This window comes from Pseudoalteromonas sp. CH_XMU1449-3 (assembly GCF_037027245.1).
GTDB classification, from domain to species: domain Bacteria; phylum Pseudomonadota; class Gammaproteobacteria; order Enterobacterales; family Alteromonadaceae; genus Pseudoalteromonas; species Pseudoalteromonas shioyasakiensis.
Genome location: NZ_JAYMDY010000003.1, coordinates 110,651 through 123,520, shown reverse-complemented (window position 1 = coordinate 123,520; position 12,870 = coordinate 110,651). Strand labels below are relative to the sequence as shown.

Below are 12,870 nucleotides of genomic sequence, written 5' to 3'. Positions count from 1 at the left end.
TCAATAGAAATGGGATTGAACCTACTTAGGAGTCCCTAAACATTAAAGAGAGTAAATACTATGAAAAACGTATTAATCACACACGCTTCATCAACTGACTTAGTTATCGACGGCGAGGCAATGCTAGGCCTATCAGTAGCAACGTTCTCAAAGACAGTGGTTAGCGCAATAGACGAGCTTAGCACTGTTCACGGTCACACGACCAATCGAGTCGTCGGTGCTGTGTCAGGTGCGCTACGTAGAGAGCTTGGCAAGCGAGTGCTTAAGGCTGAAGGGCTTATCAGTGCTTCAATGTCTGGCGCTATCATGGACAAGGACGAGGCGAAAATCAAGATGCTAACCGAAAAGGTGACAGCAGTCGCTGACTGGATAGAGGCGTTATACGAAGAGTACAAGCCGCACGCAGACATACTTGGTGGCTTATCTAGCTATGAGGTTGAGTTCCACCCGTTCCAACGCAGACAGGCACGCAGCTACACAGTGGACAACGAGTTGGATGCTGAAGAGCATGAAGAGTACACGTTCGACGAGTCAGAGGATTACATGGACGACATGGCTTCACTATGGCTAGAAGAACAGTCGTTGATTGCTGACATGTCACAGGCTGAGCTGCGGACGCAGAAGGTGAACGCAACACAAGCAATGGACAGCGAGCCACAGTACGAAATCTACAACATCACTAAAGAGGAATGGATAGAAGAACGTCTATACCGCAAAGAGGACGAATGGTTCAAAGCCGCAGCATACGGCGCTTGGGATGCAATACAGAATACCCTAGACCGAGCGAAAGCTGACCCTGTATATCCGCTAGTTGTTGAGACAATCGGCGAGTTATCAGAGAAGAAGCTAGGCGCTGCAACCAAGATACTACGCAAGGCAATTGACCTCGAAATCAGAGTCGAGCGCTTAGAATCACGTAAAGAGTATATCTACGACCAGATACACAAGATGGACAACACGAGCGAAGAACTAACAATCGCTGCAATGTCTAACTCAGTACGTGACGACGAGATAACAGAGCTTCAGACGGAGCTGCGTGACGCGTACAAGGTGTCAAACTTCCTGAACCGCTACGCAAAGGAGTTTGAGAAATGGCTATCACTTGTCGAGCTTGAAGTACCGCATCGCGTCTATTCATCTTACGTAGCCTTCGACCCTGTTCAGTTCCTAGTCGATCAAATGATTAAGAAAGCTGGCTACATGGGCGAACGTGTCAGTCCACGTTCTATGGCTAAGTTCCAAAAGGATGCACTGAAGCTGCTTGGGAATCCAACGACTATCGAGTCTTTCGTAATTGAAGATGGCGAGTCAGCAGGCCTTGAGCTATGGGGCATCCACTTCACAAGAGGAGAACACGAAGAGTTGAAGAAAGCTGCAACTGAAATTGGAAAGGTACGAGCTATCAAGTTCAGACACGACGAGCTAGCTGCTAGAGAGCTTAAGCTGGACAAGATAGTTAAGAGCGCAGCGATGCGCAATAAGAAGCCTACTAGCCCTTTCGAGCTAGAGGCCATAACAAAAAAATTCTTATTCTAAATAACATTAGATAAAGAAAATAAAGACAGGGTGCGGGAACACCCTGTCTTCGCCACGCACTATAAGAGAGAGAAAAACACATGTCAATCAACACATTATCAATCGACGATTTATTCGACACTAACGACCTATTCGAGAGTGCAGCACACTACGAGGCATCACTAGCCGAGGTTGACACGCCTGTTGCTGAGAAGATACGCATTAGAGCCTACAGCGCTGAGTATTACGAGTGGATAGGCCAGAGCATACCTATGCCTGAGAAAAGCCCTGAGATTAAGGCTGTGGAGCTAATCAAGGCATCTAGCAACGGCAAAGCGTGTAGAGCATGTGACGGCACAGGCCTATACCGCATCCACAAGCACAACAAGGACATTCCATGCGCCAAGTGTGCGGGCAAAGGCTACATCACGCCAATCGACGAAGCACGCAGCAAAGCGTACACAGCACGTCGTAACGCTGGCCTACCGATGGACGCAAGCCACACTGACTACATTCACTAGTCTGTAGCCCTCGTCATTCCTATAAATCTTAATAGCCTGGTCAAACACCGAAAGGGACACTGACCAACGGCTAAAACATCTGCTTTTAGGGCACAGTCAGGGCGATGGCGCACAGGTATGTTGTTCTGTCTCGCCAGTCAGTGAAGAGTGAAAAGGTGAAGAAAGAGCGGGTATGTGAGTGTGAGCAGTGAGAAGTGAGAAGTGAGAAGTGAGGATGTGAGGATCAACGAAAAATAAAGAATAATCAATGAATGGCGAATGTCAGTTGTCAGTCGTTAATCAGATTCTATCTAGTATGTTGTTTGTAGAGTTTGATAGAGCAATGTGGTCAGCAATGTGGTTCATGCGGTTTGGAGAGTGGGCGTTGTGATTGTAAGTGGGGAGCTTAGATTTTGCTTACAGACGTTCCACTTAACCTCAACGCTTAGTACGCTTCGTACAGCCCGCTACGCTCTTACACTCGTTCCTCGTTCCACATGTCCGGCGTCCTGCGTCAAGGTAGATTCCACGACTGACACAAAAGTCCAAGCGATCACCCCACTGACTGCACACAAGCCGAGAGCGGGATAACGGTTACGAATTTACTTTTACGGGGGCCTTTTATGACAGAATTTAAGAGTCATTCCAACAGAGGCCGTACTACTGAGGCCGCGCGCCGAGCAACGAGCAAAGGCCAACGACCACTGACCACTGACCATTGCCCAACACTCGACGACCGACGACCAACACACGACGCGCACCACTCACTGCGCGACGCACGACGAACAACACTCACCGCCTGCTGACCACTGCATACTGCAAGACGCGACACCACCGCGCATCGACCAGTGAGAAGTGAACAGCTAGCGGCGCTCAACACAGACTGGCCGACCTTCATAGGCCGACCTTCAACACAGGATAGACACATGCAACCGATTAACGCACTACACCGCCGACTGCTGGCTGCTGAGCCAACGCTTGACCTCTTCACACTTAGCGGGCGAGTAACAGCGCTCGGCATGATAGGCCAATGGCTAGACCACTGCGGTCAATGCTTAGATAAGGCGCACGCCCTTCAAGCGGCAGGCGACCGACGAGCAGCGGCTAAGCCCTACCAACAATGGTTCAACCTGACGATACAGATTGGGCAGTTGCACGACCTGATACACGAAGCTATCCAGCTACACGACAAACAACAAGCAGCATAGAACAGGAGACATTCGCATGGCGATGAACACGACCAACACAATTGAACGAATCAAGATGGCACGACGCGCGATGGGCGACCAACGTCAGCAATGGCAGGCGGCGATGGATGCAGGGCTGAGAGGACGAGCCGAGTACCATGCCCAACAAGCGGCGATGTACGGGCGAGAAGTGAAACGCCTACTAGACCGCTGCCCGACCTTCATTTACAGTTAATTGCAAAACAACGGGGAGAAAGTCGTTAAGGAACAACAACTTGCACACGGATAGTGCTACTTTTACGGCTTTCGACCAACATTCGACGCGTATCGGATAACGGGTACAGGGCGACATCGGGGCGGTGGACGCAAGACAGGCAAAGTGTCCAAGTTATGACACCGACTGTCCACCCGTTGTCCAACCCCCTTGGACAGCCACAGCCCAGAGGACGCAACGCCTAGAGCGATTTGTCCAACTTGTCCAACTTTTTTCTACCCTACACTGTGTAATAACTATTATTCATTATTTAATACTTAACACATATTAAAAACTTTTCTCTCAACGCTAGGCTGTAGAAGTTGGACAACTTGGACAACATGGACACTGTACGAATGTCGAGCAACTATCGGCTCTCGTATAATTCCAACAAACTGTCATAAAACGGGTGCGGGGTAAGTGACCACTAACAGGTCGTACCAGTGAAAGTGTCCAACTTATTTTTGAAACTTGGACACCAACTTGGACAACTTGGACACATTGTTTAATCATTAACCACTTTGCGCAGATTATCGACAGGTGGTTAATGATTGCACAAAGACATGCAATTTCACACGATAGACGCCCGATATGAGGCGAACCGACCAAAACAGACAATTAGGAGCACAGAATGAGTGTAACAGTACCCTACTCGCGGCGGCGGAGATATGTTCAGCCATACTTCGACCAAGGAGTGTATTTGTTTGAAATCGAAGGCGCAACACTGAACGGCGCAGGCGACCCAGCTATCAACATGAGAGTATTGGAGTCGTTTGACGGGCGTCGTGTTGGTGTCTACTACTTCCGCAACTTTCATCTTACTGCAGCTACCAGCGAGAAGTCCCGCGCCCTGTGGGACAGAAAGTTCGACATGCTACTCTCAGCGCTCGGCATCCAAGAGCTAACAGACCTCGGTGTCCTTGTAGGCCGCACGGTGCTTGTAGAGTTCACGAAGGCAGGCCTTGAGCCGTTGCCCAACTTCTTATCACCTGAAGCGCGAATGAAAGCACCGCCAACGTTCACTACCGAGCTGGCTGCTGCTTAAATATATTAGCGCTACTGTTGACATAGGTTAACAGTGGCATTACCATTCGCGACCTTTGACGGAGGGAGAGCAATGCCCAAAGCAAGAACAAGAGCTGTTAAGTTTAACAGCATGTCGTACCGCCAACGAGCGGAGAAACGCCTAGCACGCACGGCTTTCGGCTGTCTAGGTATAGTAGTAATACTGTTGGCAGCGGCTATAAGCTACGCCAGCAAGTAACGAACAACAAACAACTATCACAACTTACAGAGAGAATCCCCGATGAAAACTATTCACACTAACGCAATGACAGCTACTGAAGTAACGACACTAATCAAGAACTTCATGGGCAACCCACTCCACGCGCTAAGCAAGGACTTGCACCCGCTAATCATAGGCAAGCTGTTCGCCGAAGGCACAGGCGCTAAATACCGTCATCAGCTAATGGGCGCAGCTATTAACTCAATGTTTGTAGAAGAACTGGCAGCGAACATCAAGTTCGACCGCGAGAACCCACAACAGATGATTGAGCAGACCATCGAGTACATGACCGTGATGTTCAAGGAGCAACTTGAGCACTTCGCTGCGCAACCTATCGCCCTAGAATCGGCGACGATAACGCACGACGAATACTACGCGAAACGTGACGAGAAGCCTGAGCAGGCCGACGAAGAAACTGCAGTAAGCAGCGAACCATCGGACGACGTACCAGAAGAGATTGTCGAACTGCTTGACGCTATCGCTGACGCAATGGGCGGCGAAGGCTGTGGTGAGTGTGACGGCTGTAAACGCCGCGCGGCTAAGAAAGCTGAAGCGCAACAGGCGAATGACTAAAACTCTATTGCGGGTATTCCAAGGCGGAATGTCCGCCTTAAGCAACAAAAAGGAATACCCCATGTTCGGCAGCAAAGAACAGGCAAGAATAATTAGCGAACTAACAGCGCGCGTTTCAGCATTAGAAAGCGCTCTACGACAGAACCGACGTGAAGCAGTGAAGTCACACGACCGTATTGACCAAGCAAACCTACGTGTAGCCAACATCGAGCACTACATCGGTATGCGTTCACACAGTTTCAATGACGGCGGTCGCATGTGGAACTACATGCAACTGCACAAAGACATAAAGAACGGACAGCGCCCACAGTCGTTGTTCGTAGCCAAATCAAGAGTACAAGCAGCATGACAGACAACAACCAATACCTACCAGTCACCCAAGCAGCAGCGGTAGAAACAAAGATTCAGAACTCAGTAAAGATTAGCAAACAGCTAATGAAATCTGAGCTCAAGAAGCGCATCGACGACCTAACGAAAGAAGAGCGAGAGGCTGACACCAAACTATCAGTGGCACGCGACTTGGTGAAGATGGCGACCAGAACGCTAGTCGAAAAGCACGCAATGGACTACGTAGCCAGAGATGGCGAGCTGACGCGCATACGTAACTTCTTCAACAAGTTCTCATGTATTGAGCGCGATTCCGCTGAGAAATACTTCGACAAGAACACAGACATGGTTCGTTGTGTGGAGACAGGCCTTGCTGAGTCTTGCATGTTAGGCACTAGCAACTTCAAGACAATGTGGCCTGAGTACCAAAAGCAGTTCGAGGAAGACGGCACGTTGAACCTGACAGTCGAGCTTCGCATCCGTGACTACGATACCGGTGACTACGACGAAAACTACCTGCGATTCGACCTTGATTTCCATGCAACCGAAGAGCTTTACAAGCTGAGCGATGCCTTCAAAGAAGCAGACGAGAAGTGGCGCGAGCTGAGCAACAAGCTTGATTCACTTAAAGAGAAGCTGAACGGCATCGACCAAGTTGCTGAACAGATGGAAGCACAGCTATTAGTCCAAGAGCTTAGCCAGTCAGAAGAAGGTCGCTTGGCACTTGAGACCGCAGGCCAACTGGTGGGCGACATGCTAGGCGAAACCCCTACTCTTCTACAACTGAGCGGTGACAGCAATGAATAAGCAAGCAATCAAGAAATACACAGGAGCATGGTAAATGGCAAGTCATAACAACGTACTGGTTGAACGCGCTGACATTCAAGACATGGAATTTCATGTAGACCTAGAAGCAGTGGTGGCTGACTTTGTATCAACCCCTAGCGACATCAAAGACGTGTTAGCGAGCGTTGACAGCGACGACGTTGCGGCCTTCGTTGCAGCATGGTTGAACGACGAATACAACTCAGGTGAGTTTGTCCCAGCAATACGTCACATCATGTACGCGAACACCATGCTAGACCTAGCGAGCACGCTAATCATTGCCGCTGAGCAAGAGCTTGAAGATGGTACGGACGTGGACCCGCTATGTGTCGAGAAGATGGTGGCTGAAGAGCTTGCGAAGCGCGGTCATACTGAAGAAATGCAGAAAGTGTTATCGGAAGATTACGAACTGGCGGAAGCACTGAAGCAGCAGCTATTCGGAGACCACAGCAGAGCCTTGCGCAAGATTAGCCAGTCACTAGAACCAGCTGTCGAAGCACAGCGAAGCATTCTTGACGACACAAGCAAGCCTATGCTTGAGCGCATTGACGCTGCGGCACGCATCAAAGACCTGTCGGAGCTAATCAAAGCGATTAACCCAACGCCTAAAGACCAACCTTCAGAGGAAGCGGCATGACCACAATTAACAGTAGCGCTACTATCAACGGTATTAGTGGCAGCACAGTGACCATCAACGGTCAGTCGTTCAAAGGCGGTGACGTGGTGATTGCCAACGGTCGAGTTTACGTGGACGGCAAAGCACAGACAGTGCAGGCCGAACCAGAAATCAAAATCGAGATTGAAGGCGCTGTCCACTCAGTCTCGACCACATCAGGCGACGTGTCAATCAACGGCACAGTCGAACGAGTCAAAACGATGTCAGGCGACGTTGAAGCTAAGGCCATTACTGGCAGTGCAGAGACTATGTCGGGCGACATCATAGTTAAACCATAACCAACACAGGTATAAATCATGAAAAAATTGAAGCTAGGCCTACGCCTTAATGCGTACAACCGCCAGAAGATTGCACAAGCTGTAGTACATTCGAAAATCGGTGGTCGTATTGACAGCCTGAACCGAGAACTAGCTGAGCTGGGCAAAGAAGTTTACCAATCACTGTTCGACATGTACGGCCTTGGCAACCTTTGTGCTGACGGCCAAGATGTATCGACTATCATGGAAGGCACATTGCCTACTGTCCCGCACTTAACAGTTGTAAGCGCTGACCGTGCATCAATCATGAACCTTGAGTTCGGCGGTGTGAAGCCTATCCCTTACCGCTATCAGGTGGGTAACGTTAACGAAGCACTGTTCGAAGACTTGCCGATGATGGAAGAGCGCATCATGGGTGTATTCCCTAAGAGCGCCTATGTGCAGAAGCAAGCGACTGAGATTCAAGAGAAGATTATCGCTTTCCTTGAAGGCCACAAAACACTTCGTACAGTGGTTGAAGAAGCCCCAGAACTGGCTGACATCATCCCCGACGAATACTGTGAAGCACCAGTCGAAGGTAAGTCACTGGACAGCATCTTGTCGGGCGACGAGCCTGCCGAAGAAACTGCAGTATCGGAAGAAGCTGCGGAAGAGTCAACAGAAGAACAGGAAGGTGCTGCATGAGCAGCACTTTCACCCGCAACGACCGCCTAACGCTGGACGTGATCAAAAAGGCTTTTGACCTAGACATTATCGTTTTCCTTGACTGGGAATCGTTCTACAAGTCGAAGGCCAACCAAGGTTCTAAGTCGTACAGCCTGAAGTCTCTAACCTACCCTGAGTACATCTTAGGTGAGCGTTTCCATGAGACAGGCCTAGGCTTAGCAATCGACCTTGACGAGACCATTCTGTACGGACACGGCAAAGATTTCTACCGTGAACAGATGGACATGATCAAACGTGCAAGAGCAGACGGCCTACGTGTTGGCCTTGTTGCCCACAATACAACGTTTGATGGTGCAATCTGTAACTGGGTGCATGGCGTTGAGTTTGACTTCTACTTCGACACAATGCTGATGCGTAAGTATCTAGCTGCGCACAAACCAGCACGCCTTGACGCGTGTGCTAAAGACGAGTGGCCTGATGACCCTGCATTGCGTAAAGGTAATGACTTGGCGGACGTTGACGGTATCAAGTACGAGTACATCACCGACGAGCAGCACGCATCGCTGGCTAAGTATTGTCGTCAGGACGTTAACTTAATGCGTCGCTTGTTCTTGGCTTACGTACCGCGTATTGGCCTTGGCGAAAGCATCGAGTTAAACGCTATGAACATCACGCTACGTGGTGCGATTGAGCCGCAGTTCGACATCAAAAACGAGCTACTGCATGAAGTGTTGGTCGAAGAGCGAGAGAAAGACGGCAAAGCGGTTGTTGCGGCTATTGAGTATTGCTTAGAGCATGACATCAAGGACGTTACACCTAAGACGTTCGGTTCTAACCAGCAGTACGAACAGCTACTACGTGAGTTCGGCCTAACTGTGCCTAAGAAGATTTCGAAGACCACAGGCCTACTGTCACCGGCACTGGGCAAAGGCGACCCTGAGTACATTCGTTTGCAGATTGACAACCCACAGCACGCGGCGCTCTACAAAGCCCGTGAACGTGTGAAGTCAACCATCGCGTCGAGTCGTGCCGAGCGTATGCTTAGCGTTTCAGAGACCTTCCGCAGCGTTGGTTTTGATGACGCATGTATGCCGTTTTTCCTTAACTACTATGGTGCGGGACAAACAGGCCGTTGGTCGGGTGGTCAGAAACTTAATCAGCAGAACAACACCCGTGGCGGCAAGCACCGTCTATCAATGTTAGCGCCTGATGGTTATCAGATTGGTGTGTGTGACTTATCGAACATCGAGCTACGTGTGAATATGTGGTTCTGTGGTCAAACTGACGTATTAGATCAGATGAAGGCCACCGATGACCTACCAGACGACCACCCAGACAAGTATGACTACTACTGTGACGTAGCGGGCGGCATCTTCGACCGTAAAATCACAAAGTCGCAGGACAAGAACGAGCGCCAAATGGGTAAGGCTGCGGGCTTAGGCCTAGGCTTCGCTATGGGCTGGTTCGGCTTCCAACAATACCTTGCAAGTGGTCCGCTGGGCATGGAACCGATGTTCAAAGACGATGCGTTCTGTCGCGGCGTAAAGAACTCGTACGACACCAAGCACTATGCAGTTAAGGCTATGTGGCACTACCTAGCGAACACTGTAATGCCAGTGTTGGTTAACGGTGGCGAGCTACGATTCGGCCCTAACGACTCGTACTTGGCACGCAAAGACCAGATTGTTCTACCTTCAGGCCGCGTACTTCAGTACAGCAACGCCCGTTACAAAGGCGAAGAGACTCAGTCAGGCGTGACGATGAAAGTCGTGTTCGACTCTGACAAGTACGACCGCTGGGGTAAACCAGTTCCTAAATACCTATGGCACGGCCTACTAATCGAGAACATCGCGCAGGCAACAGCTCGCGACATTCTTGCCGAACAGCTTGTGAACGTGAACGCAGAGCTTGAAGACACTGGCCTAGGCTGGGTTATGGGCAGCGTACACGATGAAATTCTAGCCGCTCTAACTGAGCGAGACCTTGACCGTGCGTACGCCGTAATGGAGCGACACATGGCAGTAGCCCCTAGCTGGGCAGTGGGCTTACCACTGGCTAACGACGGTGGCTACGCGAAAGAGTATTCAAAATAAGAGTAAACCAGAGGGCGGCGTCCTTGTACCCGCCCTATTTCCCCATTGAAGAGAATTAAATATGTCAGTTCAAAACATCGCAGACAACGCTACAGCAATCCTTGAAGAAATCGTAAAAGTAGCTGATGACCATAACAAAACCGTTGACCAATTTAACGAGGCCGTTGACGAAATCGAACGTCTACGCGCACAGGTGGACGACATGCAGAACGTCATCAATGAGAAGAACCGACTACTAGACAAACAAAGCATGGTGATTGACAAAGCCGTCGAGCACAAAGGCATCGACAAGGCAGAAATCACGCGCTTAAAGGCAGAGCTGAAGCACCTACAGCAGCTTGACCCTAAACGCTTGTTCAAAGTTAACAAGACCCAGAAAGCAACGATTGCTGACCTTAAGGCGACAATCAAAGACCTTGAAGAGAAGCGCAAAGACTCAATGCGCAAGGCTACTGAGATTGCACGCAAGGCCAAAGAAGAAGGACAAGCGCCGTTCTACGTTGACCCTGTGACGGGCAACAGCCTCCGAGCTATTCCACGCATGTATGTAGCTAAGAACAATGAGTACGGCGGTATGCCTGACACACCAGTTCTTGAGTTCCATCACCGAGACCGTGGCATCACACGCCAAGGCACATTGCTGCAGAACGGCAAGGTCGCATGGGCAGCAGCACAGAACTCAGCGCCGACCGAGTCTGACGCTCAAATCGCAAAAGATTATATCCTGACGGACGCTAAGCGCCGTGGGGTGAAAATTAAATTCACTAAAGAACTAGAGGCCGCATAACATGGCAAAGCCAAACAATTTCGCACAAACAAAACCAGTCGTTGTATTGCTTGTAGTACCTGACGAAGAAATCAAGGTACTGAAGGACGACAATAACGAAGTAATGGTATTCCCTAACCTCAAGAAAGCGCAGAAACACGTTTCTAACCGCATTGAGTCAGAGTTCCACCCTTTCATCCAATACGCCAACGAAATGCCTGTAGCGGGCGCAGGAGACCGTGAAGAGACCAACAATCGTCGTTGCCTTCGCTGCAAGGAGTTCCTACGACCGAGTTACCGCCAGACAATGTCGAAGATGCCTGACGGCTCTCAGATGGCAGTAACCGAGCTAGATTGTCCTAAGTGTGACTTAGGCGAGTAAATTCACAATAGTTCCTTGGGGGGTGTGCGGAAACGCCACCCCTTTTTTCTGTGGAGTAAAACATGAGAACAGTTGATCAACTAGTCGTGAATGGCGGCAAGAAAGTTTATTCAGTAATGAAAGAAGCAAATACCGGTGTATTCGTTTACATCGAAATGACGTACAGCAAGAAGACCGGTATCAAGCATAAGGTTATCCAAGCGCACGAGAAAGAGTGTATTCGAATGATGGATAAGGCCAAGTTACACGCACGCAAACAAGAAGAAATGAAGGCAGCATGATAACGCACCAATTCGACAAAAAGCGAGGGATGCTAACCCTTGAACACATTAATGACGAGCTGGCGATAGTAATCGAAAGTCGGTTCGTTCAATACCAGGGCACTACGACACATACCAGGATTAGTTCACCTTCTGATTCTGAGTCGTACTACCTTCAACGCAAGCAAGAACTATCACCGCCGAAAGTGCGGAAAGACCACAACACAAGGATTTAAAGACATGAGCGCAGTATTGAATTTCCCTACACAGCCATCGGCCTTGAACTTAATCAAAGCCCGTGACGAAGCAGCTAAGCAACATGCCGCAGCAGGCCTGTTCTTCCCTGTAGACTGTCAACCGCTGTCAGACCTAACAGGTATGCCAGACCGAGGCCTACAGGCCGTTGTACGTAAAGACACGGACACTGTACTGGCGGTGCATGGTCAACGTTACAGCCTAATCAAGAATAGCGAAGTGTATGAGCGTGTAGACGCTGCAATTCGTGAATCAGACGTACTCGATACGAACGGCATGGAGATTGTCGATTCTATCGCGTATGAAGGTGGTCGTTCGATTCGTTCGTACATCTTCCCTGAGCACAAGATTAGCATTGGTCGCGGTCGTCGTGATGTAACCAATCTGCGCTTGAATGTAATCAACAGCTACGACGGTTCGACGAACCTACGCATCAACATGGGCGGCTATCGCTTAGTGTGTGCGAACGGTATGGTCGTCGGGACTGACGTGTCGAACTACGTTGCCCGCCACACATCAGGCTTCAAAGTTGACGAAGTTAAGCAGCGTGTAGCCGCTTCAGTAGAGAACTTTGTGACTATGGGCAACCAGTGGCGCAAGTGGTCGAAAGAGCCATGTTCCGACGAGAAGGCAATCGGCCTAATCAGTGAGTTCGCTCGCGGTTCGTTAGCCATGAACAACAAGCTGTTCGACATTTGGATGAACGAAAGTAAAACACTCGGCAAGACCATGTGGGCGTTCTTCAATGCCCTGACCTACTGGTCTACACACGCCGAGATTAAAGAGGCCAGCATACCAAACGCCCCAGCTATCGTGCTTGAACGTGAAGCTCGCGTATCACGATTCTTGGGTAATCCGCTAATTAAAGCCGCAGCTTAGGTTTCATAATTATTAGTAATACTGTTAGAATACTAAATTTATTCACTAATAATCATAACAACAAATGCCCGACATTATAGATAACTCCGTGGCACAGCAGGAAATGATGCTTGCTGTCCACATACAAAACGCGCGGCTTAACACACCGCGCTTAACACCCAAAGAAGCTTG

At 49.7% G+C, this 12,870-nt stretch carries 15 protein-coding genes; all 15 read left to right on the top strand.

Annotation, left to right across the window (positions count from 1 at the left end):
- Positions 1-60 precede the first annotated feature (60 nt).
- Entirely contained in the window at positions 61-1,536 is a 1,476-nt protein-coding gene (locus WA256_RS05515; protein WP_335989593.1) for a hypothetical protein, read from the top strand.
- A gap of 80 nt (positions 1,537-1,616) precedes the next feature.
- A complete protein-coding gene (locus WA256_RS05510) occupies positions 1,617-2,036 on the top strand; it encodes a hypothetical protein (RefSeq protein ID WP_250660494.1) in 420 nt (139 codons plus the stop codon).
- A 1,242-nt stretch (positions 2,037-3,278) separates the two neighbouring features.
- Positions 3,279-3,437, top strand: a complete 159-nt coding sequence (locus tag WA256_RS05505) for a hypothetical protein (RefSeq protein WP_250660493.1) — start codon at positions 3,279-3,281, stop codon at positions 3,435-3,437.
- Positions 3,438-4,155: 718 nt separating this feature from the next.
- The gene (locus tag WA256_RS05500; RefSeq protein WP_335989590.1) at positions 4,156-4,500 is read left to right on the top strand and encodes a hypothetical protein; all 345 of its coding nucleotides are present in this window, start codon (positions 4,156-4,158) and stop codon (positions 4,498-4,500) included.
- A gap of 261 nt (positions 4,501-4,761) precedes the next feature.
- Complete coding sequence (locus tag WA256_RS05495) at positions 4,762-5,313, top strand: hypothetical protein (RefSeq protein ID WP_335989587.1); 552 nt, start codon at positions 4,762-4,764, stop codon at positions 5,311-5,313.
- A gap of 61 nt (positions 5,314-5,374) precedes the next feature.
- The gene (locus WA256_RS05490) at positions 5,375-5,662 is read left to right on the top strand and encodes a hypothetical protein (RefSeq protein ID WP_335989586.1); all 288 of its coding nucleotides are present in this window, start codon (positions 5,375-5,377) and stop codon (positions 5,660-5,662) included.
- A 323-nt stretch (positions 5,663-5,985) separates the two neighbouring features.
- The gene (locus WA256_RS05485; RefSeq protein WP_335989583.1) at positions 5,986-6,447 is read left to right on the top strand and encodes a hypothetical protein; all 462 of its coding nucleotides are present in this window, start codon (positions 5,986-5,988) and stop codon (positions 6,445-6,447) included.
- 34 nt (positions 6,448-6,481) lie between these two features.
- Positions 6,482-7,102: a hypothetical protein gene (locus WA256_RS05480; protein ID WP_335989581.1), complete on the top strand. Its 621-nt coding sequence runs from the start codon at positions 6,482-6,484 to the stop codon at positions 7,100-7,102.
- Positions 7,099-7,419 carry a hypothetical protein gene (locus WA256_RS05475; protein ID WP_335989579.1) on the top strand — a complete coding sequence of 107 codons (321 nt, stop codon included), beginning with the start codon at positions 7,099-7,101 and terminating at the stop codon, positions 7,417-7,419. The genes WA256_RS05480 and WA256_RS05475 overlap by 4 nt, the downstream gene beginning before the upstream one ends.
- A gap of 18 nt (positions 7,420-7,437) precedes the next feature.
- Positions 7,438-8,082 carry a hypothetical protein gene (locus WA256_RS05470; RefSeq protein WP_335989577.1) on the top strand — a complete coding sequence of 215 codons (645 nt, stop codon included), beginning with the start codon at positions 7,438-7,440 and terminating at the stop codon, positions 8,080-8,082.
- On the top strand, positions 8,079-10,157 hold the full coding sequence (locus WA256_RS05465; protein WP_335989576.1) for a hypothetical protein: 2,079 nt from the start codon (positions 8,079-8,081) through the stop codon (positions 10,155-10,157). Before WA256_RS05470 ends, WA256_RS05465 begins: the two co-directional genes overlap by 4 nt.
- Positions 10,158-10,218: 61 nt before the next feature.
- Complete coding sequence (locus WA256_RS05460) at positions 10,219-10,944, top strand: hypothetical protein (RefSeq protein WP_250660484.1); 726 nt, start codon at positions 10,219-10,221, stop codon at positions 10,942-10,944.
- A gap of 1 nt (position 10,945) precedes the next feature.
- Complete coding sequence (locus WA256_RS05455; RefSeq protein ID WP_250660483.1) at positions 10,946-11,305, top strand: hypothetical protein; 360 nt, start codon at positions 10,946-10,948, stop codon at positions 11,303-11,305.
- 62 nt (positions 11,306-11,367) lie between these two features.
- On the top strand, positions 11,368-11,586 hold the full coding sequence (locus WA256_RS05450) for a hypothetical protein (protein WP_250660482.1): 219 nt from the start codon (positions 11,368-11,370) through the stop codon (positions 11,584-11,586).
- Positions 11,587-11,805: 219 nt separating this feature from the next.
- Entirely contained in the window at positions 11,806-12,699 is an 894-nt protein-coding gene (locus WA256_RS05445; RefSeq protein ID WP_335989573.1) for a DUF932 domain-containing protein, read from the top strand.
- The last annotated feature ends 171 nt before the right edge of the window (positions 12,700-12,870 follow it).